Annotated in this window: 16 protein-coding genes and 1 pseudogene; 5 read left to right on the top strand and 12 right to left on the bottom strand. The window is 74.2% G+C overall.

The features are described 5' to 3' along the window. Positions 1-681 precede the first annotated feature (681 nt). The 9 genes from ACFWP2_RS02940 to pdxH form a co-directional block, all read right to left on the bottom strand. Positions 682-1395: an aminoglycoside N(3)-acetyltransferase gene (locus tag ACFWP2_RS02940; protein WP_380447657.1), complete on the bottom strand. Its 714-nt coding sequence runs from the start codon at positions 1393-1395 to the stop codon at positions 682-684. 182 nt (positions 1396-1577) lie between these two features. Then, complete coding sequence (locus ACFWP2_RS02935) at positions 1578-3998, bottom strand: FxsB family cyclophane-forming radical SAM/SPASM peptide maturase (protein WP_380447655.1); 2421 nt, start codon at positions 3996-3998, stop codon at positions 1578-1580. Between the two features lie 61 nt (positions 3999-4059). Continuing rightward, on the bottom strand, positions 4060-4245 hold the full coding sequence (locus ACFWP2_RS02930; protein ID WP_049660424.1) for a hypothetical protein: 186 nt from the start codon (positions 4243-4245) through the stop codon (positions 4060-4062). Between the two features lie 360 nt (positions 4246-4605). Continuing rightward, positions 4606-5673 (bottom strand): aKG-HExxH-type peptide beta-hydroxylase, encoded by a 1068-nt coding sequence (locus ACFWP2_RS02925; protein WP_380447652.1) that lies wholly within the window; start codon positions 5671-5673, stop codon positions 4606-4608. Positions 5674-5834: 161 nt separating this feature from the next. After that, the gene (locus tag ACFWP2_RS02920) at positions 5835-6995 is read right to left on the bottom strand and encodes an FxsB family cyclophane-forming radical SAM/SPASM peptide maturase (RefSeq protein ID WP_380447650.1); all 1161 of its coding nucleotides are present in this window, start codon (positions 6993-6995) and stop codon (positions 5835-5837) included. A gap of 35 nt (positions 6996-7030) precedes the next feature. After that, positions 7031-11044: an FxSxx-COOH system tetratricopeptide repeat protein gene (gene fxsT, locus ACFWP2_RS02915; RefSeq protein ID WP_380447648.1), complete on the bottom strand. Its 4014-nt coding sequence runs from the start codon at positions 11042-11044 to the stop codon at positions 7031-7033. Beyond that, the gene (locus ACFWP2_RS02910; RefSeq protein ID WP_380447646.1) at positions 11034-12485 is read right to left on the bottom strand and encodes a TIR-like protein FxsC; all 1452 of its coding nucleotides are present in this window, start codon (positions 12483-12485) and stop codon (positions 11034-11036) included. The genes fxsT and ACFWP2_RS02910 overlap by 11 nt, the downstream gene beginning before the upstream one ends. A gap of 251 nt (positions 12486-12736) precedes the next feature. Next, entirely contained in the window at positions 12737-12928 is a 192-nt protein-coding gene (gene fxsA / locus ACFWP2_RS02905; RefSeq protein WP_360348294.1) for an FxSxx-COOH cyclophane-containing RiPP peptide, read from the bottom strand. 143 nt (positions 12929-13071) lie between these two features. Next, complete coding sequence (pdxH, locus tag ACFWP2_RS02900) at positions 13072-13797, bottom strand: pyridoxamine 5'-phosphate oxidase (protein WP_380447644.1); 726 nt, start codon at positions 13795-13797, stop codon at positions 13072-13074. A 345-nt stretch (positions 13798-14142) separates the two neighbouring features. On the opposite strand from pdxH, the gene ACFWP2_RS02895 reads away from it, so the two are divergent. After that, a complete protein-coding gene (locus ACFWP2_RS02895; RefSeq protein ID WP_380447642.1) occupies positions 14143-15243 on the top strand; it encodes a citrate synthase 2 in 1101 nt (366 codons plus the stop codon). A 173-nt stretch (positions 15244-15416) separates the two neighbouring features. After that, positions 15417-16535, top strand: coding sequence for a phosphoserine transaminase (serC, locus tag ACFWP2_RS02890; protein ID WP_380447640.1), 1119 nt, complete (start codon positions 15417-15419; stop codon positions 16533-16535). 322 nt (positions 16536-16857) lie between these two features. On the opposite strand, the gene thpR is transcribed toward serC, so the two are convergent. Further along, a complete protein-coding gene (gene thpR, locus ACFWP2_RS02885) occupies positions 16858-17445 on the bottom strand; it encodes an RNA 2',3'-cyclic phosphodiesterase (RefSeq protein WP_380447638.1) in 588 nt (195 codons plus the stop codon). 46 nt (positions 17446-17491) lie between these two features. On the opposite strand from thpR, the gene ACFWP2_RS02880 reads away from it, so the two are divergent. Further along, a complete protein-coding gene (locus tag ACFWP2_RS02880; RefSeq protein ID WP_380447636.1) occupies positions 17492-18010 on the top strand; it encodes a GNAT family N-acetyltransferase in 519 nt (172 codons plus the stop codon). A gap of 42 nt (positions 18011-18052) precedes the next feature. Here ACFWP2_RS02880 and ACFWP2_RS02875 read toward each other — a convergent pair whose 3' ends face one another. Together ACFWP2_RS02875 and ACFWP2_RS02870 are read right to left on the bottom strand one after the other, a co-directional pair. Then, on the bottom strand, positions 18053-19342 hold the full coding sequence (locus tag ACFWP2_RS02875) for an MFS transporter (protein WP_380448191.1): 1290 nt from the start codon (positions 19340-19342) through the stop codon (positions 18053-18055). Between the two features lie 421 nt (positions 19343-19763). After that, on the bottom strand, positions 19764-20198 hold the full coding sequence (locus ACFWP2_RS02870) for a MarR family winged helix-turn-helix transcriptional regulator (RefSeq protein WP_030235202.1): 435 nt from the start codon (positions 20196-20198) through the stop codon (positions 19764-19766). A 120-nt stretch (positions 20199-20318) separates the two neighbouring features. Between ACFWP2_RS02870 and ACFWP2_RS02865 the strand changes: the two genes are divergently transcribed. Together ACFWP2_RS02865 and ACFWP2_RS02860 are read left to right on the top strand one after the other, a co-directional pair. Continuing rightward, positions 20319-20789 carry a VOC family protein gene (locus tag ACFWP2_RS02865; protein WP_380447634.1) on the top strand — a complete coding sequence of 157 codons (471 nt, stop codon included), beginning with the start codon at positions 20319-20321 and terminating at the stop codon, positions 20787-20789. Between the two features lie 495 nt (positions 20790-21284). Beyond that, a pseudogene (locus ACFWP2_RS02860) lies at positions 21285-21725 on the top strand (MHYT domain-containing protein); the annotation flags it as partial. Positions 21726-21953: the final 228 nt, after the last annotated feature.

The raw sequence follows: 21953 nt of genomic DNA, 5'->3' as shown, positions 1-21953 counted from the left end.
CCTCTCCCCTCCCTGCGTGGGGGTGTGGTTCTGTTTTGTATCCCTCCCTGTCGCCCCGCCGGCCGCCGTACGCCCAGCGGCACCCGGGCGCGTGAGAAGTCGGCCCCGCCGACTTCTCACGCACGGCAGGACCAGGCCCCGGCCGAGCACGGCACCCCACCCGCCGGATCCCCCACGCGGAACCCGGAAGGGGCACCGCGAGAAGTCGGCTCGGCCGACTTCTCGCGCTCAACGGGACCCGACACCAGTGGCCATGTAGACCGGTCTACATATTCCGCCCAAGAGCCCGCGCGCGAAGCATGCACAAGAAGTCGGCCGGCCCGACTTCTCATGCGCCACAACGTCAGCCCAACAGAGCACACGGACATGGACCACGCCCCCTTGCGCATAGAAAGTCGGGCCGGCCGACTTCCCACGCCGGGCACCCTTCACAACCCGAACCACGCGTCCTGCGGCGCGGGCCGATCTCACCCCTCGGCTCGCCGGGAGTCACCGCGTACGTGGGAAGTCGGGCCGGCCGACTTCCCACGCCGGGCGCCCTTCACAACCCGAACCCCACGCATCCTGCGGCACGGACCGACCCCGCCCCTCGGCTCACCGGGAAGTACCGCGCACACGAGAAGTCGGGCCGGCCGACTTCTCGCGCACGCGATGGGGGTGAGGGTGGGAACGGCGGCGGGTTCAGGGGTGGCTGCGGCGGAGGATGGTTTCGGCGAGGTCGACGGCCTCGCGGACCGGGACGAGGCGGCAGTCGGCGGTGCCGATGCGGGCGGTGGTGATGCCGCGGGCGGTGCGCAGGACTTCGGCGCCGAGTCGGTCGAAGTGGAGGTCGTCGAGGTCGGGGGCCTGGAAGGTGGTCCAGCCGTCCGCCCCGACGCAGCGGTACTCGCGCACCGGGACGTCGGGCATCCGCAGGTCGGCCAGATGGAAGGCGGTGAAGCGGTCCATCGGGACGCCGAGCATCAGCACCCGGGCGTCCAGGTCGTAGAGCCGCCCGAGCGGCGACTCGGGGCCGAGGTGGGAGGTCAGCGGGTGGTGGCCGGTGATCTCCCGGGCGAGCCGGCCCACGGCCGCCCAGGAGGTCTGCGGGTGGTGGCTGCGCCGCGCGCCCGGGTGGGTGCGGACCGCCTCCGACAGCGCCCCCATGGAGGGCGAGGCCGGGGTGGTGGCCGGGTCGAAGCGGGGCATCCGGGCCTGGTAGTCGGCCGTCTCCGCCGGGGTGAGCCCGGCGGTGGCGGACTGGTGGATGCGGGAGGTGGCGGAGTTCTCGGGCGTCGCGGTGTAGGCGACCAGGGTGCCGTCGGGGCCCAGGACTTCGAGCAGGGCCCCGACCACACCGGCCGCCCCGCCCGGCACCGGTCCGAGGGCGCGCAGGGACGCCTGGACGTGCAGCACCGTGCCCGGGCGGACCCCGAGGCCGGCGAGGTCGCGGACCAGGTCGCGGACGAGGGGATGGACGGGGGGATGGACGGGGGAGGCGACGGCGACGCTGCCGGCGCGGGATTCGGTGAGGATGGCGTTTCCCCGGGGTTGATGGCCCCGGGCGAGGGAGGACCCGGGGCGGCGCGAGTGGGAGGTCAGATCCCCGCTCGTTCCCGCCGTGCCCGGTCGGCCGCCTGCTCGGCGGCGGCGGGCAGCGGCAGGGCGAGCCAGGGTGCCACGGTGGCACGCATGCCGTCGGCGAAGCGCGAGCCGGTCCCGGTCAGGGCCCCGGACGACGCCAGCCGCTCCACGGCCTCGGCGGTGTACCGCCGCCAGAGCGCGAACTGCTCCCGCGCCCGGTCGGCGGCCTCGCCCGGCAGTCCGTCGTACGCGCGGGTGCGGGTGCCCCAGTACTCGGTGACGGCCAGGTGGGCGTACGTGCCCTGGAGCAGCCCTTCGAGCGGCCGGGGGTCGGGCCGCCAAGGGGCGAGGTACAGCGTGGTGTCGGCGCGGTCGTACAGGTCCGTCAGGTCCAGCACCGCCCCGAGCTTGACGTGCTGGAACTCGTGCGCGAGCAGCAGGGCGAGGGTCGGCGCGGTGGCCGGCCGGGCGATGCCGACCGCGCCGTACGCCTGCCGGGCCGCCGAGCTGACGTCCCGGCCGGTCGGGCCGGGCCGCAACGGGGTGACCGTCGCCAGGCCGGCCCGGATGCCTTCCGCGTACCCGGGCAGGTCCCGCCCGAGCAGTTCCCAGGCCTCGCGCAACGCTCCCGTCCAGTCGAGGAGTTCGCCCTCGGTCAGGCGCTCCGCCACCGGGTGGTCGTGGCAGTCGCGCAGCGGGTCGGCGTCCTCCAGGGCGACGGTCCAGCCGCCGGCCAGCCGGACCCGCCGCAGCGGTTCGTCCAGCACGGTGCGCACCGTGCCGTCGGAGGCCCGCACCTCGAACCCGTGCGCCCGCCCGGTGACCACGGCCTCGCCGTCGGGTACGGCGATCCGGCCGAGTGTCGGCAGGTGCAGCCACCCGCCCCGGACCGGCACCGGCACCGCGTCCCCCCGCCCGGCCCGCACCGCGGCCGCCGCGGCGAGCGCGGCCAGCGGGCCGAGCCCGACCGGGAGGTCCCCGGCGAGCCTGCGGGCCGCCCAGGCGCGGGCGTACGGGTGGGCGAGCACGGTGTCCACGGCGGCGGGGGCCGCCGCGTCGAGTTCCGCCAGCAGGGCCCACGCCTCGGCCCGCCCCTGTCCGGAGGCGTCCCAGGCGGCGGCCAGCATCGCCCGGGTGAGGGCGAGTTGGGAGCGGCCGAGCGCGGCGACGGTCTCCGCGCTCCCGTATCCGCGCGCCAGCTCGTCGAGTTGCGACGGGTCGAGTTGCGACGGGGTGAGCGCGCCGGGCGGCAGCGGCTCGGCGCCGGGCCGGGGGGCCTCGGTCGCCTGCACCGGAACGCCAGTCGAACTCCCGTTCCCCGCAATGCCGTTGATGAACGTCATGAGATCACCGCAGTAGACGGAGGGATGGTCGAAGCTGCCTCCTCCATCGTCGCTCCGATAGCGGTGGGCGTACAGCCCGCCACCGCAGGAGCGGACCACGGAGCAGGCGCGGCAGGCCTCGCTCAGCCCGGGCAGGCCGGACTGGCGGGCGGCGATGCCGGGGTGGCGGGCCAGGTCGTCGAGGCTGTGCGCGAAGACGTTCATGCCGGTGACGGGCGCGCCGTCGTACGCGGTCTTCAGGCTGTCGGCCTGCTCGAAGGTCCCGTCCGTCTCCAGCACCGCCAGGTCGGAGGGCTCCAGGCCGAGCGACTCGGTGAGGCTGGAGAAGCCCCGCAGGGTCCGGTGCACGGACTCGAAGGTCCGTACGGCGAACGGCCGTCCGTCCGCCTCCCACAGCCCGTGGACGGTCAGCAGCCAGTCGGCGTACGGGGTGGCACCGAGTGCGGCGGGGCGCTTGGGCGGCTCGTCCCAGGTGGCGTGCGGAAGCAGGAAGTCCACGGCGGGCGGGCGGAGTTCGGCCAGCGCCCGGTACACGGCCACCGGGTCGTTCTCGACGTCCATCGTGCACAGCAGCCCGGCGAACAGGTGCCGGTACTCGGGCTCGTTCAGCAGCGCGACCGCCCGCAGCACCTGCGGGTGGCTGCTGCGTCCGTCGGCGAACCGCCGGTGGCGGTCGTTGGCGGCCCGGTCGCCGTCCAGCGAGATGCCGACCTTGATGTCCTGCTCCGCGAACAGCGAGCAGAAGTCCCGGCTCAACAGCACGCCGTTGGTGTGGATGCGCAGGTCGAGCGCGCAGCCGGGCGGGAGTGCCGCCCGGAGCGTCCCGGCGGCGCGGCGCAAGCGGTCCGGGCCGGCGAGCAGGGGTTCTCCCCCGTGCAGGACGACCCGGACGGCGGGCAGCCGGTGGGCGGCCGCGTGCTCACCGATGCGCTCGGCGGCCTTGGCCATGATCCCGTCCGCGATGACCTTCGGCCGGGAACGCCAGCTGCTGTCCGCGTGTTCGTAGACGTAGCAGTGGTCGCAGGCCAGATCGCACCTGCTGTGCATCTTGACCACGAACTGCGTCAACGGCAGCGGAATCAACGTCGTCATGGAACTGTTCGGTTCGGTTCGGTCTGCTCGGTCTGGGTTCCGCTCGGAGATCCGGGCCGGGTCAGATCGAGGAGTTGAAGGCGGCGACCGGCACGAGGCCGGAGTCCGCGCCGGGGAGCGCGCGCTGGAGCCGGGAGGCAAGCTCCTCCGCGCCGAGCGCGGCGAGATCGGCGAGGGAGGGGCGTTCCGGCGTCTCCTGAGGGTCAGTGAGCTTGCCGGCCGGCCTGGTGCTGGTTACCGGAGTCATATTCGTTTCCTTAGGCGCGGTTAGGACCTGCCGAGGGTGGGTAAGCCCACCCGGTTGCGACCAAATGTAGTGCCCGCGAAGACTCCGCGCGGCACGTTGCGAACTCACGTTGGGCTCCTCAGGCGGCCGACGTCGCACGACAGCGCGCTGAGCCCCCAGAATTCACCCGTTCAGCGGTCGCGCACTTCGCCCTGGCGCACGCCGAAGCGCGCCACCGGGACAGGCGCCGCGACGGCCAGAACCAGGACCGGCACCGGCGCCGGGACGAGGATCGGGACGAGCAGCTGGTCACACCCCGGGAGTGCCCCGAGAAGCACCCCGGCAAGCACGCCATCCGGCCAAGCGTCCGACGCCCGGGATTCATTCCCCCGGCTCGCCGAGCCGCCGGACGGTCCGCACCATCTCGCGGGTGAACTCCAGCCCGCTCGGCGTCAGTTCACCACAGCCCAGGAGCGTCTCCCCGGCGGTCAGGGTGTGCGTCCGCCAGCGCGCGAACTCCCCGTGCGCGCGGTCGGCGCCACCCTCCCCCGCGGCCGCCTCCGCCCACCAGAAGTCCGCCACGCCAAGGTGCGCGTACGCCCCCTGGAGCAGCGCCCCGGCCGGGCGCGGGTCGGGCCGCCAGGGGGCGTGGTAGACGGCCGCGCCGTTGGGTCGGTGCAGCGGCACCAGGTCCAGCAGCGCACCGAGTTGGACGTGCAGGAACTCGTGCACCAGCGCCAGCGCCAGGAGCACCGGATCGCCAGGCAGCGAGGCCGCCACCGCGCCGTACGCCCGCCGGGCGGCGGCGCTCACCGCCTCCCCGCCGGGGGCGGGCCGCAGTGGCACGACGGTGGTCACGCAGGCCGCGACGGCCCGCGCATGGCGGCGGTGACGGCGCACCAGCACGCCCCAGGCTTCCGACAACCGCTGCTCCCAGAGCCTGAGTTCGGTCTCCGGGAGCGGACCGGCCGGCGGCCGCCCGTAGTCCACCCGCCGCGGACCGGCGTGGTCGATGGACGGCGCCCAGCGCAGCCCGTCGCACTCCAGCCGGAGCCGTGGGCCGGTGTCCGGGCGGAGGAACTCGGCCAGCCCGCCGAGCGGAACGTCCTCCCCCGCCGCCGCGCCGCGCAGGCAGTCGGCCGCCCAGGCGTCCAACTCCGGCCGCAGCAGCACCTCTTCCCACCGGGCCCGGTCGTCCCGCTGCAGCGCCCGCACCCGCGCGTACGACTCCCGGTAGCCATCGTGCTCCGGCACCGCGCGCCGCAGCGCCAGCAGCAGCAGCGCCCGCTTGCTCAACTGCCCCGCGCGCAGCAGCCGGACGGCCTCCGGACCGCCGCGCGCGGCCGCGAGCGCCAGGAACGTCTCCCGGTCCACGCCGTGCCGGGGCAGTCCGTCCGCCCCGCGGGCGCCCGGTACCCCGGCCGCCACCACCTCGCCCGTACCCGCCACCGGTCCTCCTCCTCGTGTGTGCGGCTGCCGGCCCGGTCGGCCGGCCCCTCGCCCAACCCGTCCGGCCCGTCCGCGGTCTCCCCGTGCCGGGGCGGATCAGCCGGACGGCGGCCGGGCATGACCCGGACGGGTGAGCGGAGACACCGTCCGCCGCCCCCGCCTCAGCTCCGCGCCAGCCCCGCCACCCCCGCCCGCAGGCGCCCCGCGATGTGCCGGATCAGCCGGTCCAGGTCCGCGCAGTACACCGACGGGTGCCCGAAGCCGTCCCCCGCGTACCGATGCGCGTACAGGCCCCCGCCGCAGACCCGGGCCAGCGGGCAGCGGCCACAGACCGGACCGAGGCCCGCCAGGCCCCGCTGGCGGGCCCGGAAGGCCGGGTGCGAGCCCGCCTGCCCGAAGCCGTGCCGCCACACGTCCAGGCCGGTCCCCGGGGCGCCCTGGTAGGCCACCTTGAGGCTGTCCGCCTGCTCGATCGTCCCGTCCGCCTCGACCACCACCAGGTCGACCGGCGCCAGCCCGACCGCCTCACTGGCCGCCCGCCCGCCGAGCAGCAGCACCGCCAGCTCCTCGAACAGCCGCACCCCGGTCTCCCGGCGCGGTGCGCCGTACCAGCGGTCGAAGGCGGCGATCAGCCACTCCCCGTACGGCGCCGGCCCCATGCCCGACGGCGGCGCCTCGGGCACCGCCCGCGGCCGGACCCCGGGCGGCGGCTCCCGCCAGGTGGCGTGCGGCAGCAGCAGGTCGATCCGGGGCGGCGCGAACTCCAGCAGCGCCTCGTAGGTGGCCACCGGGTCCGACTCCAGGTCGACGACGCAGAGCAGGCCGGCGAACAGCTCCCGGTGCCGGTCCGAGCCGAGCAGCCGCACCGCCTCGGCGGTGCGCGCCCAACTGCCCGCGCCGGACGGCAGTCTGCGGTGCCGGTCGTGGCCGGCCCGGGTGCCGTCCAGCGAGATCCCGACCGCGACCCGGTGGCGGTGCAGCACGTCCAGCAGGGCCGGTTCGTCCAGCAGCCGCAGCCCGTTGGTCTGCACGGTGAACCGCACCCTGGGCCGGACGGCCGCCAACTCGCCGAGCAGGGCGTCCAGATGGGTGGCGCCGACGAGCAGCGGCTCGCCGCCGTGCAGCACCACGGACACCTCGTCCAGTCCGTGCTCGGCCGCGTGCTCCTCGATCCGCCGGGCGGTGCGGCGGACGGTCGCGAGCTCCATCCGCCGCGGCCGCCCGCGCCAGCTCTGGTCCGCGCCCTCGTACACGTAGCAGTAGTCGCAGGCCAGGTTGCACCGACTGTGGATCTTCAGCAGGAACTGCCGGAACGGCACCATGTCCGCGAGCCTAGGGCACGCGGCCTGATGGCCCGTCACACGTGGGGCGGCTCCACGTCCGAGTCCAGCCGCGTCCCGGCCCGCACGGCGATCGTCGTCGGGTGGTCCTCCCCCAGGGTGATCCGGGCGCGCCGGATGCAGTCCGCCCGCAGCTCCGCCGCCCGTTCGGTGTACCCGAGGGCGGCCAGCGACAGCGAGAGGTTGGAGTTGATGCCGATGGAGTCGTAGTGGTCCTGGCCGAGGGCCACGGTCATCAGCGGCGCGGCCTCCAGTTCCAGGTCGAGCGCGGCCTGGAGCTCCCCGGCCAGCGACAGGTCGTTGGCGTGGTTCATCATCGCGATCGGGATGTAGAGGTGGTGCGCGCCGAGGACGGTGCGGAACTGCGCCAGCGTACGGCCGGACAGCTCGCGCGCCTCCGTCGCGCGCCCCGCCAGCCGCAGGTACACCGAGAGGTTGTTGGCGCCGGCCAGCGTCACCGGGTGGTTCTCACCCAGGTAGTCGCGGTAGCGCGCCAGCGCCCGTTCGGCGAGCGGGATCGCCCGCCCGGTGTCGCCGAGGGCGTTGAGGTCGCTGGCCAGGTTGGTGGCGGCGGCCAGGGTGTCGGGGTGCTCGGCGCCGTTGATGTCCAGGTAGCGCTGGTAGATGTCCTCGTCGATCTCCAGGGCCTCGTGGTACCGGCCGGCCCGGCGCAGCGCCACGGCCAGGTTCTTGCGGGCGCGCAGGGTGTCGGTGTGGCTGTCGCCGATGGTCTGCTGGTAGATCCGGACGGTCTCCTCCAGGAGGTCCAGGGCTTCCCGCAGCCGTCCGGTCTCGCGCAGGTCGCGGGCGTAGTTGGAGGCCGAGGAGAGCGCGTAGAGGCTGTGCGCGCCGAGCGCGTCGCGCTGCTGGAGGTAGTTGCTGCGGTGCCGTTCCAGGGCGGCCCGGCGGTCGCCGGCCAGGTAGTCGGAGACGGCGAGGTTGTTGGTGATCATCAGGGTGCGCGGGTGGTCCGGGCCGAGGGTGCGCCGGGCGGCGTCCAGGGTGCGGCGGTCGAGCGCCCGGGCCTCGTCGTAGCGGCCGAGGAAGCGCAGGTCGGCGCCGAGGCTGTTGGCGACGGCGAGGGTGTGGGAGTGCTCCGGGCCCAGGGTCGCGGTGAAGCGCTCCAGGATGTCCCGGTCCATCTCGTACGCCTCCTGGAGGGCGCCCTGGGAGCGGCGGATGTTGCTCAGCTGGGTGCGCAGCATGAGCGTCTGGGCGTCGTTGTCGATGTCGAAGTCGGGCCCGCCGTAGCCGTCCTGGCGCCAGTGCTCCAGGGTCCGCTCAGCCAGTTCCCGGCCGGACTCGTGCAGGCTGCGCTTCCACTGGTAGCGGACCGAGTCGATGATCCACTGCCGGACGTCCTCGTCGGCGCTGTCGAGCGCCCCCGACGGCCAGAGGTGGGGCAGGAGTTCGGCGTACTCGGCCCAGTTCGCGGGCACGTCCGGGTCGCCGGGGTTGGCGGTGGCGAGCGCCGCGTGGACGACGCCGCGCAGTTCGGCCCGCCGCTCCTCCTCGACCTGGTCCCGCAGCACCGCCTGGACCAGCCGGTGCACGGTGATGGTCTCACTGCCCTGGTCGGTACGGGCGAGTCCGAACCGGTTGATGGCGCGCAGGAATTCGCCGATCGCGAGCTTGTCGCGGGGGGCGCGCGGGGGCAGCCGCAGGGCGCGGGTGACGGCCCGGCTGTAGAGCAGCCGCATCGGGATGGCGTCCGGGCCGAAGAAGGCGCAGATCTCCAGGATCTGGGCCGCCGGGGCGTTCATCCGGCGCAGTTCCTCGACCGAGATGCGCCAGGTCGCGGCGGCCGAGTGCGGGTAGTCGGCGGCGCGCAGCCGGGTGCGCTCCAGCATCTCGGTGAGCTCTTCGTCGAGCAGTTCGAGGTAGGTGGCGATCGGCATCGACGTCTCCTGGAGCCAGACCGCGGCCTGGCCGACGGCGAGCGGCAGGTCGCCGAGGCGCTGGGCGACCTGGTCGGCGTCCTCCGAGGAGAGGCCGCCGTTGAAGCGGCGCAGCAGCCGGACGCTCTCCTCGCGGAGGAAGACGTCGACCTCCACCAGGCCGGCGTGCCGGGCCCAGCCCTGGTTGCGGGAGGTGATCAGCACGTGCCCGCCGGAGGAGCCGGCCGGCTGCCAGGGGGCGAGTTCCTCGGGGGTGCCGGCGTTGTCGAAGACGAGCAGCCACCGGCGGTACGGCTGGCCGCGGCGCAGCGCGTCGAGCACGGCGGCGGCGGTGTGCGCGACGTCGTCGCTGGTGGGCACGCCGAGCCGGGGCGCGAGTTCGGCGAGCTTCTGCGGGATGTTGGCGGGTTCCTCGGCGGGCACCCACCAGACCACGTCGTAGGCGGCCTTGAAGCGGTGCGCGTACTCGGCGGCGATCTGGGACTTGCCGGCGCCGCCGAAGCCGTAGAGCACCTGGCTGAGCACGGCGGCGGGCCCGCCGGTGAAGCGGTTGCGGAGCAGTTCGAGCAGCTTGCCGCGGCCGATGAAGGCGGCGTTGCGCGAGGGCGCCTCCTGGACCTGCGGGGCGGTGCCGGGGAACCGCGCGGGGGCGGCGAACTCTCCGCTGTCGGTGTCGAGTTGGCGGTTGCTGCCGGGCGGCGGGCCGAGTTCGGCGTAGAGCTGGGACTCGGCGCCGACCGCGGAGGAGCGGACCAGGTCGGGCACCGGCGGCCCGGCGAACGGGCGGGGCGCCGGCTCGTCCGAGTCCTGGAGCCGGAAGGCGACCAACGCCGGTGATCCGGAGGCGAGTTCGCGGCCCTGGAGGAGCTGCCAGACCTCGGCCGCGCGGGGCAGCGCGGTGTACTCGGGCGAGAGCAGCGCGAGCAGCCGGCCCTGGCCTTCGATCGGCCCGGCGACCTCCGGCGGCCGGGTTCCGGTGTACGGCTCGGCGGCGCTGTGCAGGGAGGTCTGGTAGCCGAAGCGGGTGAGCGTCCCGGCGGCCCACTCGGCCCACATCCGGTCCTCGGGGGCGTAGCTGACGAACACCTGGCGCGGCACCGCGCGGGCGGAGCGCAGGTAGGCGCCGTAGAGCCGGCGGCGGGTCTCGGCGGTGAGCGGACGCAGGGTGCTGACCCGGCCGTCGGTGATCCAACCGGCCAGCCGCTCGAAGGCGTTGAGCAGGCTGCGGGCCTCCTGGGGCCGGTCGGCGACGGTGGCGGGCACCTCCTCGTAGGCGTAGAAGGGCTTGTACGGCACCTCGACGTCGGCCCAGTAGCCGGCCCGGCGGTCGCCGGCCAGCCAGCGGCCGAGGTAGGGGGCGAAGGCCTCCCGGGCGTAGTCGCGGCCGGCCTCCAGGCGCTCCTGCTCGGCGTCCTCGACCCGCATCGGCACCGGCAGGACCCGGATCGCCCGCTCCTCGGCCTCGGCGATGGCGCGGGCCGCGTCGACGCCGCCGCGGATGTTCTGGGCACTGAAGGTGAAGCAGTCCACCACGGTGTCGGGCATCAGGACGGTGCAGATGCCGGAGGTGTCGCTGACGCCGGTGCGGCTGTCGATGAGCACGTAGTCGTAGCCGTGGGCCCAGCGGTCGCGCAGCTCGCGCAGGAACTCACCGCCGCGGATGTCCCGGCCGTGGTAGAAGCTGCGCCAGTTGAAGCTGGTGACGGCGGCGGCGTAGGCGGCGTTCTGCCGGCCGGCGGGCAGGAAGTCGAGCCGGCCGCCGGGCGGCAGGTCGAGGGCGAGGCCGCAGACGTAGGCGTCCAGCCGCCCGGGCTCGTCCAGCCAGGCGGCCGGGGAGAGTCCGACCGGCCCGGCGGCGGAGGGCAGCGCCTGCCTGACGTAGGAGCGCAGCAGGTCGATCAGGCCGTCGGTGGAGTGCAGTTCCGGGTCGACCAGCAGCGGGTGGTAGTAGCGGTGGAGGCCGGGCGCCTCCAGGTCCCAGTCGACGACCAGGACGCGCAGGCCGCGGCTGGCGAGGATCCAGCCGACGTTGGCGAGCGCCATGGTGCGGCCGGTGCCGCCCTTGAAGGAGTAGAACGTGACGACCGATCCCGGTCCGCCGCGCTCCAGCTCTGCGCCGGGTTCAGTGGTCATCGTCCTGGTCTCCCCTCAGCGGGACAGCGTCGTCCTGGCCCCGGCGCTGGCCGGGGAGTTCCTTCGGAGCCGGATCGGAATGGTGCCGCGCGGACGGCGGGCCCTGGCGCGGACCGCGAGGACCGCGCGGACCGGGTGGGCCGGGCGGTCCGGCCGGGATGGTCAGCCCGGGCATGTCCGGGCCGTCGCCGAAGCCGAAGGTGTCGTCCCCGGAGCCGAAGCCGAAGGCGTCCGCGCCATCGTCTCCCCAATCGAGGTTGTCGTCCATGAGCTTGTTCTGAGCGACCGTCACCATGATGGTGAGGTCACTGTCGAAGCTCTCCTGGTTCACGCGCACCCTGAACAAGTGCTCCAGGTCGCTCCGGCGCAACCAGTTCCGGCGGAGCACTCCGCGCACGCCGGTCCACGGCGCTTCGCGCTCCCCGTCCGGGTCGTTGCGGCCGATCGGGACCACCACGCCGGTGACCGGGTGGTTCTGGTCGTCGTACTCGCTCAGCGCGGCCCGGTAGCGGCCGCTGCCGGCCACCCACGGGTCGATCAGGAGCACGCTGACCTGGCTGTCCTCCCGGGCCTGGTCGAGCTTCTCGCCGAGGCCCGGGCCGATCTCCTCCAGCGTGGTGGTGTGCCCGGCCGCGGTGATCACCTGCTGGGCGCGCGCCGCCAGGGACGGCCGGGTGGGCGGGTAGTAGGGCGCCCAGTGCCAGGGCTTGGCCCCGTACCAGCCGCCCGTGTACGAGCCGCCCTCGACGGCGCCCGCGGCGAGGGCCTCGGAGGCGCTGCCGGCCGCGATGAACAGCCGCACCATCCCGGGGCTGGGCGCGGGCTCCGGCGTCGCCGGGGGCGGGAAGTAGCCGCGCACCGCCCCCAGGTCGAACTCGGGCAGCTCGCCGAGCCGTCGCGCGGCCGCGTCCCGGACCCGCTCCGCGACCACCCGGACGACCTGCTCGTACGCCCCGCTCTGCGCGGTGCGCAGCAGGGCCCGCAGGCCGTGGCGGGCGTAGGCGTCGCCCATGTCCGGCTGGACCCACTGGACCTTGGTGACCTCGGCGGCGAGCTCCCCCGACCCGACGGGCTCCCAGAGCACCGGGATCAGCGCCGGGACGAGCTCCCCGGTGTCCTCGTGGTGGCGCCGCACCCGGCCGCGGAAGGCGGTCCACTCCTTGCCGCAGTAGAGGCTGGCGAAGTAGGCCGGGGAGTAGAGCGCGATCATGGTCCGGCTGCGGCCCAGCATCGTCGCCAGCCGCTCGGCCCAGTCGTCGCCGAGGCGCAGCTGCTCGGTGTCGCGGAAGGCGAGTTCCTCGGCGCGGGCGGCCGCGCCGAGCAGGCGGCCGAGTTCGTCGCGCAGGTCGTTGAAGAACTGGTTGACGAAGGCGTCCTCGGCCTCGAAGTCCCGACGCGCGTAGCTGAAGAAGAAGTACGGCCTTTGCTGTTCCTGCTCCACCACCTGTTTCCCCCCGTGCCCGACGGTCCGCGACGGCGCTGGTTTCATACCCCAGCATGTCGCGAACTCCCCCGGCCCCGCTGGCGAGTTGGCGGATTCGGCGCCCTGGGCGGTTTAGCCGGTGGTCAGGCGCACTCGGGCAGCGCGGGGCGCTCCGGCGCCCGGGGGCGCGCGGACGGGATCGCGGGGCGCGCCGACGGCGCCGGCGGGGGTTCGGGGACCGGCCCTACCGGCCGGGTTCGCGGACGGCCCTACCGGTCGAGCGCCGACTGGAAGGCGGCGAGCGGTTCCGCGCCGGGGGTCAGGGCGTCCGCGACCACCCGGCGCAGCAGGTCGCCGAGGACGGTGTCGGGCAGGGCGTCGAGTTCGTCGAGCGGCAGGGCGGTGACGTCGACCAGGTCAGAGCCGAGTCCAGCGGCGGTTTCCGCACCGGTGACGCTCATCAGTCCCTCACTCGATCGTGTCGGCACAGCGGGATGCCCGCCGGAAGTGCATCGGCGCAGGTCCGCGACGGGCATCCTACACCGGAGGGTGACGGTCCATCAGCTCCGCGCGAGCGCCGCGCGGAGCCTGTGGGCCGAACGGATCACGGGCAGAGCCGCTCCACCCGCCACCCCGTCGGGCTGGACGGGTCGGCGACGTAGCGGAGCCGGTCGTGGAGCCGGTTCTCCCGGCCCTGCCAGAACTCGACGCTCTGCGGGACCACCCGGTACCCGCCCCAGAACGGCGGGACGGGCACGCCCTCGCCCTCCGGGTAGCGCCGCTCCAGCTCGGCGTAGCGCTGTTCGAGGACCTCCCGGCCGCCGACCGGGCTGGACTGCTCGCTGGCCCAGGCGCCCAGCTGGGAGCCGTGCGGGCGGGTGCGGAAGTAGGCGGCGGTCTCGTCCCGGCCGACCTTCTCCACCCGGCCCTGGACGATCACCTGGCGGGCCAGCGCGATCCACGGGAACAGCAGGCCCGCGTACGGGTTGGCGGCCAGCTCGGAGCCCTTGCGGGAGCCGTAGTTGGTGAAGAACACGAAGCCGCGCCGGTCGTAGCCCTTGAGCAGGACGGTGCGCGAGCTGGGCCGTCCGTCGGCGTCGGCGGTGGAGAGCACCATGGCGTTGGGCTCCACCACCCCGGCGTCGTCCGCCTCGTGGAACCAGCGGGTGAACTGGCCGATCGGCTCGGGCGCGAGCTGCTCCTCGACCAGGCCCTCGTGGCTGTAGTGCTTGCGCATCACGGTGAGGTCCGGGCCGGGGCGGGCCTCGTCGGCCAGGGTCCGGTTGGCGGGGCGCGGGGGCGTCGACTGGGCGCGATCCGGGGTCTGCACGCCAACATCATCCCGTACGACAAGCAGCGGGCACCGCTACCTCCGGACAAACCTCGGTGGGAGACAAGGTGACCCGCCACCGATTGGCCGCCCGTCCTGCGGGGAATTGTCCGGAACCGGGCGTTTGGCTCCTGGGAATTCCAGGGGCCCAGGGCCTCCCCGGGCGCGACCGGCCCCTCCGTCCGGAGGGTCGGGCGGGTCCGCGGGAAACATCACCACGGTGGTGTATGGCGCAATGCACCCCGTGCCTGTCACCCTGGCACCGAGTGCCAAACACCATTCGGTCACTGGCGCGCCGCCCCACCACGGCGGAGCGCCGATCGCAGAACTTGAAGGAGCCGTCGCATGTCCGATTTCGTACCCGGGCTTGAGGGAGTCGTCGCGTTCGAGAGTGAGATCGCCGAACCCGACCGTGAAGGCGGCGCCCTGCGGTACCGCGGTGTCGACATCGACGACCTGGTGGGCAACGTCTCCTTCGGCCACGTCTGGGGCCTGCTGGTGGACGGCAAGTTCAACCCCGGCCTGCCGGCCGCCGAGCCGTTCCCGATCCCGGTGCACTCCGGCGACATCCGCGTCGACGTGCAGTCCGCACTCGCCATGCTCGCCCCGGTCTGGGGCCTCAAGCCGTTGCTGGACATCGACGCCGAGCAGGCCCGCGACGACCTCGCCCGCGCCGCCGTGATGGCCCTGTCCTACGTCGCCCAGTCGGCCCGCGGCCAGGGCCTGCCGATGGTCCCGCAGAGCGAGATCGACAAGGCCGAGACGGTCGTCGAGCGGTTCATGATCCGCTGGCGCGGCGAGCCGGACCCGAAGCACGTCAAGGCCGTCGACGCCTACTGGACCTCGGCCGCCGAGCACGGCATGAACGCCTCCACCTTCACCGCCCGGGTCATCGCCTCCACCGGCGCCGACGTCGCGGCCGCCCTCTCCGGCGCGGTCGGCGCGATGTCCGGCCCGCTGCACGGCGGCGCGCCGTCGCGCGTGCTCGGCATGATCGAGGAGATCGAGCGCACCGGCGACGCGACCGCCTGGGTCAAGAACGCCCTGGACAAGGGCGAGCGGCTGATGGGCTTCGGCCACCGCGTCTACCGCGCCGAGGACCCGCGCGCCCGGGTGCTGCGCCGCACCGCCAAGGAGCTCGGCGCGCCGCGCTTCGAGGTCGCCGAGGCGCTGGAGAAGGCCGCGCTGGAGGAGCTGCACAACCGCCGCCCCGACCGCGTGCTGGCCACCAACGTCGAGTTCTGGGCCGCCATCATGCTGGACTTCGCCGAGGTCCCGGCGCACATGTTCACCTCGATGTTCACCTGCGCCCGCACCGCCGGCTGGTCGGCGCACATCCTGGAGCAGAAGCGCACGGGCCGGCTCGTGCGCCCCTCCGCGCGCTACATCGGCCCCGGCCCGCGCCGCCCCGAGGAGATCGAGGGCTGGGACGCCATCGCCCGCTGACCCCCTCCCGGGGATACCGGACGAGCGTCCGGACAGTACCTCTGAGCAGCGGGTCCGGCTCCGGCCGGGCCCGCTGTCGCGCTCCCGCGGCCGGCGGCCGAGCGGCGGTGATCACAGTCTCAGCGGGCGGACGGCCGTACCCCGCCGAACCCTCCGGCCGGTAGGCTGCGCGCGTGGCTCAGATCCAGATCCCCGCTGACATCAAGCCCGCAGACGGCCGTTTCGGCTGCGGACCGTCCAAGGTGCGCCCCGAGGCCCTGAGTGCCCTCGCCGCCACCCAGACCTCCCTGCTCGGCACCTCGCACCGCCAGGCCCCGATCAAGGACCTGGTCAAGCGCGTGCGCGAGGGCGTGAGCAGCCTGTTCTCGCTGCCGGACGGCTACCAGGTCGTCCTCGGCAACGGCGGCTCCACCGCCTTCTGGGACATCGCCGCCTTCGGCCTGGTGCGGGAGAAGTCCCAGCACCTGGACTTCGGCGAGTTCTCCTCGAAGTTCGCCTCCTCGGTCAAGGCCGCGCCGTGGCTCGCCGAGCCGACCGTGATCAAGACCGCCCCGGGCACCCACCCGCTGCCGGTCGCCGAGGCCGGCGTGGACGTCTACGGGCTCACCCACAACGAGACCTCGACCGGCGTCGCGATGCCGATCGGGCGCCCGGCCGGCGCGGACGAGGGCTCGCTGGTGCTCGTCGACGCCACCTCGGGCGCCGGCGGCCTGCCGGTGGACATCACCGAGACGGACGTCTACTACTTCGCCCCGCAGAAGTCCTTCGCCTCCGAGGGCGGCCTGTGGCTGGCCACCTTCTCCCCGGCCGCCCTGGAGCGCGCCGCCGAGATCGCCGGCTCCGGCCGCTACATCCCGCCGTTCTTCTCGCTGCCGACGGCCATCGACAACTCGTCGAAGGACCAGACGTACAACACCCCGTCGCTCTCCACCCTGTTCCTGCTGGCCGACCAGCTGGAGTGGCTGAACGGCAACGGCGGGCTGGACTGGGCGGTGGCCCGCACCGCGGACTCCTCGTCCCGGCTGTACTCCTGGGCCGAGAAGTCCTCCTTCGCCACCCCCTTCGTGGCGAACCCGGCCGAGCGCTCCCAGGTGGTCGGCACCATCGACTTCGACGAGTCGGTGGACGCCGCCGCGGTCGCCAAGGCACTGCGTGCCAACGGCATCGTGGACACCGAGCCGTACCGCAAGCTGGGCCGCAACCAGCTGCGCATCGCGATGTTCCCGGCGATCGACCCGGCGGACGTCGAGGCGCTCACCCACTGCGTCGACTACGTGGTCGAGCAGCTCTGACCCCGTCCCCCGAGGACACGGCCGAGGGCCACCGCCGACGGGCGGTGGCCCTCTCGCCGTTCCGGGGCCGGGGCCGGGCCGGGACCAGGGCCGGGGCCGGGGCCGGGGCGCCCCTTCGGCTAGCGGCCGACCAGTGAGCTGATCAGCACGACGACCAGCATCAGCACCAGGGTGCCGGAGACGATGCGCATACGAGTCTTGGGATCCACGGTCAACGAGCGTACCTCCGGCTCACCCGGGACTCCTCCCGGACCCTGACCCTCGGCCCCCGCCCCGGCCCCGCCCCGACCCCCGCCCCGACCCCCGTCCCGGCCCCGGGGCCTCAGCTCCAGTCCGCCAGCGGCCAGGCGCGCAGCGACTCGTAGCGGGCGGAGCCGCCGCCCGGGTCGCTGCGCATCAGGTGCAGCTCGGCGGCCTCCCACTCCGGCCCCCGGTAGTCGGCCAGCGCCGCCACCAGGCCGTCCAGCTCGGCCGCCGCGACCCGCTGCACGGCCCGCCGGTGGCCGCGCGAGGAGCCGGCCCGGGCGAGGGTGAGGTGCGGGTGGAAGGCGTAGTCGTCGGTCGCCCCGGTCACCTCGGCGGTGGCCGCGGTGACGGCCTCGGCCAGCCGGCGCAGCGCCCAGACCTGGCCGTCGACGCCGGCCCAGAGCACCCGGTCGCCGAACCGCCCCGCGCCCGCGATCCGCAGCCGGTGCACCGCGTGGACCTCGGCGACGGCGGCCAGACCCGCCTCCAGCTCGGGCAGCCGTTCGGCCGCCACCTCGCCCAGGAAGGCGAGGGTCAGGTGCCGGCCCTCGGCGCCGGTCCAGCGCAGCCGCTCCGCCCCGGGCAGCTCCCGCAGCGGGGCGGCCGCGTCGGAGAGCCCCTGCAACGCCTCGACCGGCGGCAGCACGGCGACGAACAGCCTCATGGGTCCATCTTCCCGCGCCCCGGCGTTTGGGATAGAACGTTCCTTCATGAAGATCCGCAACGGGGGCCCCGAAGACGTCCCCGACATCCTGTCCCTGCTCGACGGCGCCGTCTCCTGGCTGGCGGCCCGGGGCCGCACCGGCCAGTGGGGGGACCAGCCCTTCAGCACCGTCCCGGCCCGGGTCGACCAGGCCACCTCGTACACCGCCGAGCCGTTCCTGATCCGCCTCGCCGTGGACGACGACGGCCGTACGGTCGGCTGCTGCGTGCTCAACGAGGACCGCGGCCGGTGGATCCCCGCCGTGGACGAGCGCGAGCTGTACGTCCGCCTCCTGGTCACCGACCGCAGCCGCAAGGGCTCGGGCCTCGGCGCCGCGCTGATCGCCGACGCGGTGGAGGAGGCCCGGCGGCGCGGCATCGGCCTGCTCCGGGTGGACTGCTACGCCGGCGCCGACCGCGAGCTGGTCGCCCGGTACCGGGCGCTCGGCTTCACCGAGACCGAGGGATTCGAGGTCGAGCAGCCGAGCGGCCTCTGGCCGGGCCAGGTCCTCGCCATGCGGGTCTGAACCGCCGCAGGCCCCGGGACGCCCCGGGGGCCTGACGCGCCGTCAGCAGGCCGTGGCCAGCTCCGACTTGCCCGCCGCAGCGGTCCGCGGCACGAAGGCCACCACCCGGCCGCCGCGGCCCGGGTGCAGGTCGAACCGCACCCGCAGGTCCGCGCTGCGGGCCAGCACCAGGCCGACCGCGCCGGCCGCCGCCGCGGACACCAGCCCGCAGGCCAGCAGGCCGAGCCGGGGCCCGTACGAGGCGGTCACCCAGCCGACGATCGGGGCGCCGATCGGGGTGCCGCCGGTGAAGACCAGCACCAGCAGGCCCATCACCCGGCCGCGCATCTCGGGGTCGGTGGCCAGCTGCAGCGCGGAGTTGACCGAGGTGTTGAAGCTCAGGCCGAAGACCCCGATCAGCATCAGCAGCAGCGCGAAGGTCCAGTAGTCGGGCGCGAACGCGGCGACCACCTCCAGCGTGCCGAAGGCCAGCGCCGCGCCGACCAGCCGGCGCAGCCGCGGCGCGCCCCGGCGGGCGGCGAGCAGCGCACCGGTCAGCGAGCCGATCGCCATCGCGGTGTTCAGCAGCCCGTACTGGCCGGCGCCGACCTCGAAGGTGTCGTACGCGAAGCCGGCGAGCAGCGTCGGGAAGTTGAAGCCGAAGGTGCCGATGAACCCGGCCAGCACCATCGGCCAGAGCAGCTCGGGCCGCTCCTTGACGTACCGCAGCCCCTCGCGCAGCTGCCCCTTCTCGCGGGCGATCGGCTCGGTCGGGCGCAGTTCGCCCTCCCGCATCGCGAGCAGCCCGCCGATCACGGCGGCGAAGGACAGCGCGTTGACGGCGAACGCCCAGCCGCTGCCGACCGCGGCGATCAGCAGGCCCGCGACGGCGGGGCCGACCAGCCGGGCGGTCTGGAAGTTGGCGGCGTTCAGGCTGACGGCGTTGGCGAGGTCCTTGGGTCCGACCATCTCGGAGACGAAGGCCTGCCGGGTCGGGTTGTCCACCACGGTGACCAGGCCGAGCAGCAGCGCGAAGACGTACACGTAGTACGGCGTCACCACGCCGCCGACGGTCAGCACCGCGAGGCCGGCGGCCAGCAGGCCCATCGCGCCCTGGGTGTAGATCAGCAGCCGGCGCTTGGGCATCCGGTCGGCGAGCACGCCGCCGAACAGGCCGAACAGCAGCATCGGCAGGAACTGCATGGCGGTGGTGATGCCGACCGCGAGCGGGCTGCCGGTGAGGCTCAGCACCAGCCAGTCCTGGGCGATGCGCTGCATCCAGGTGCCGGTGTTGGACACCACCTGGCCGGCGAAGTAGTAGCGGTAGTTGCGAACGCGCAGGGAGGAGAACATCCCCCCGGGCCTGGTGAAGCGGGCGCCGGTCGGCGACGGGAGCGACCGGGCGGAGCCCGTCGCGGGAAGGGCGGTGGCGGGCGACGGGCGGGAGGCCGCGTGGGCGCGGCGCTGAGCGGCGGAGTGCGCCGCGGTGCGTTCGTCGGGGTCGTCGTCGCCGCTGCCGGGCAGTCCCGTGGGGGCGGGGGCCTGGGCGTCGGCGGCCGCGGCGCCTGCCGCGGCGGGGTCGGTGGTCGGGTCGTCGGTGCGGATGGCGGCGGCGCTGGCTGCGGCCGGCGGTGTCACGTTGGTCTCCCCTCGTGGCGCGACGGCCATGGCGGTGGCCGTCGCGCTCCTGGTGTCGGTGGTCGGTCCTGCGGTGATGCGGGCTCCTTGTTCTCCCGGCGGCCGGCCGGGGTCGGTGTGCCTGGAGGTGTACGAGTTACAGGTGGGCGAGCTTGTAGAGCACGGGCGCGGCCTCCCTGAGGACGGCCCACTCCTCCTCGTCGAGCCCCTGGGCGAGCTCGGCGAGCCAGACGTTCCGGCGTCGACGGCTCTCCGCGAGGATCGTCTCGGCCTGCTCGGTGCTGCTGACGACCACCTGGCGGCGGTCCTCGGGGTGCGGTTCGCGCCGCACCAGCCCCTTCTCCTCCAGCATCGCGACGATCCTGGTCATCGAAGGCGGCTGCACGTGCTCCTTCCGGGCGAGCTCACCCGGCGTCGCCTTTCCGCACCGGGCGAGGGTGCCCAGCACTCCCATCTCGGTGGGACTCAGCGACTCCTCCACCCGCTGGTGTTTGAGTCGTCGGGAGAGGCGCATCGTGGACGATCGCAGCTGACTGATCGCTGCGAGGTCCTGCTCGGACATCTCGGGCATTCCTTTAGTCTATGTCATTACTCTCGCTAAGGAAAATGGGATCCGCCACCGTGCCGGAGGGTCACCCCGGTGCCATATTGGTCATGGGCCTCAGCTCTCTCCCAGAAGGGCCGACCTGCCATGTCCGACCTCGCCACCGAGCAGTCCGAGCGGTCCCAGCGGCCCGAACAGCGGCCCGAGCAGCCGCAGCCGTCCGAGCGGTCCACGCAGACCGGGCCCGGCGACACCGGCTTCGCCCGGCTCGCCATGGTCACCATCGACTGCGCCGACCCGGTCGCGCTGGCCTCGTTCTACGGCGAGCTGCTGGGGTGGGAGACCAGGCACGCGGACGAGCACTTCGCGATCCTGGACAACCCCGAGGGCGGCAGCCCGCTGGGCTTCGGGCGGGTGAGCGGGTACCGGCCGGAGCCGTGGACGGAACCGGACGGCAGCAAGCACTTCCACCTCGACTTCTACGTCGACGACCTGGAAGAGGCCACCGCGAAGGCCCTCGCGCTCGGCGCCACCGAGCCCTCCTACCAGCACGGACGCACCCTGCGGGTGCTGGTCGACCCGGCCGGCCACCCGTTCGGGCTAGCCCCGCTGGAGTGAGCACCGAAGGCGCGCGACGGCCGTCTCCGGTCGCCTCCGGTCGCCCGGAGACGGTGCGCAGGCGGTGTCAGGGGTTGGTGCCGGGATCATGCAGGCCGCGTAAAGGCCCATCCTGACCTGGGACTTCACGAAAAGCGCGAACATTGTGCGACTGCCGGGCAGTGACTACGCTCCCCGTTTGTCAGGGGCACCACATGTCAGGACCCCTCCCTCGCGGGAGCACGCCCCCGCTCCGGTGCCCGTTGCCGCGCGCCTCCCCCGGCCAGCCGCGTCCGCCCCCGCCCGGTGCCCTCAACCCTCGTCCAGGGAGCTCTATTGGGTGAGATCCACCATGCCGACCACGGCTGGGTGACCCCGGCGGTCTCGTACTTCGTCGCCTGCGTCGGCGCCTTCGTCGCCCTGCGCAGCGCCCGCTAGGCACTCGTCTCCCGGGGCCGCACCCGGGCCGTCTGGCTGCTGTTCGCCTCGACCTCGCTCGGGGCCGGGATCTGGTCCATGCACTTCATCGCGATGCTCGGCTTCTCCGTGACCGGCGTCGAGATCGGCTACCGGCCCGGGGTGACCGTGCTCAGCCTGCTGGTCGCCGTCGCCGTGGTCGGCGTCGGGCTCTTCACCGTCGGGTACTGGCGGCGCCGCGTCCTGGCGCTGCTGGTCGGCGGGCTGACCACCGGCCTCGGGGTCGCCGCGATGCACTACCTGGGCATGGCCGCGATGGTGCTGCCCGGCCGGCTCGGCTACGACCGGCTCACCGTGGCGGCCTCGGTCGCCATCGCGGTGGTCGCGGCCACGGCCGCGCTCTGGGCCGCGCTGAACATCCGGGGCACCCTCGCCGTGCTGGCGGCGGCACCGGTGATGGGCGTGGCGGTCTGCGCGATGCACTACACCGGCATGGCGGCGCTCTCCGTCCAGCTGGACTTCTCGCGCTCCACCGCGGGCGGTGTGATGGCACTCCAGTTCCTCTTCCCGCTCGGGGTCGGGTTGGGCTGCTACGTCTTCTTCGGCTCGCTGGCCTTCGCGGTCTCGCCGAGCCGACCCGACTCCCGGCCCCTGCTGGCCGGTCCGGCCGCCCCGCTGCCCGCGCGGCCCCCGCGTGCCCCCCGGGCCGCGTGGGCCGCGGAGGCCGCGCGCACCCCGGGTGGCCAGGACAGCCCGCCGCTCCGGGTC

It is taken from the genome of Kitasatospora sp. NPDC058444, from assembly GCF_042721415.1.
Taxonomy (GTDB): Bacteria; Actinomycetota; Actinomycetes; order Streptomycetales; family Streptomycetaceae; genus Kitasatospora.
This window is presented reverse-complemented; position numbering and strand designations above follow the sequence as displayed.

What these genes read in the sequence shown, in the direction of transcription:
- ACFWP2_RS02895 (WP_380447642.1), top strand. Translation starts at nt 14,143, where the DNA reads ATGTCCGATTTCGTACCCGGGCTTGAGGGAGTCGTCGCGTTCGAGAGT.
- ACFWP2_RS02875 (WP_380448191.1), bottom strand. Translation starts at nt 19,342, where the DNA reads ATGTTCTCCTCCCTGCGCGTTCGCAACTACCGCTACTACTTCGCCGGC.
- ACFWP2_RS02880 (WP_380447636.1), top strand. Translation starts at nt 17,492, where the DNA reads ATGAAGATCCGCAACGGGGGCCCCGAAGACGTCCCCGACATCCTGTCC.
- ACFWP2_RS02870 (WP_030235202.1), bottom strand. Translation starts at nt 20,198, where the DNA reads ATGCCCGAGATGTCCGAGCAGGACCTCGCAGCGATCAGTCAGCTGCGA.
- fxsT (WP_380447648.1), bottom strand. Translation starts at nt 11,044, where the DNA reads ATGACCACTGAACCCGGCGCAGAGCTGGAGCGCGGCGGACCGGGATCG.
- ACFWP2_RS02930 (WP_049660424.1), bottom strand. Translation starts at nt 4,245, where the DNA reads ATGACTCCGGTAACCAGCACCAGGCCGGCCGGCAAGCTCACTGACCCT.
- ACFWP2_RS02920 (WP_380447650.1), bottom strand. Translation starts at nt 6,995, where the DNA reads ATGGTGCCGTTCCGGCAGTTCCTGCTGAAGATCCACAGTCGGTGCAAC.
- thpR (WP_380447638.1), bottom strand. Translation starts at nt 17,445, where the DNA reads ATGAGGCTGTTCGTCGCCGTGCTGCCGCCGGTCGAGGCGTTGCAGGGG.
- fxsA (WP_360348294.1), bottom strand. Translation starts at nt 12,928, where the DNA reads ATGAGCGTCACCGGTGCGGAAACCGCCGCTGGACTCGGCTCTGACCTG.
- ACFWP2_RS02865 (WP_380447634.1), top strand. Translation starts at nt 20,319, where the DNA reads ATGTCCGACCTCGCCACCGAGCAGTCCGAGCGGTCCCAGCGGCCCGAA.
- ACFWP2_RS02935 (WP_380447655.1), bottom strand. Translation starts at nt 3,998, where the DNA reads ATGACGACGTTGATTCCGCTGCCGTTGACGCAGTTCGTGGTCAAGATG.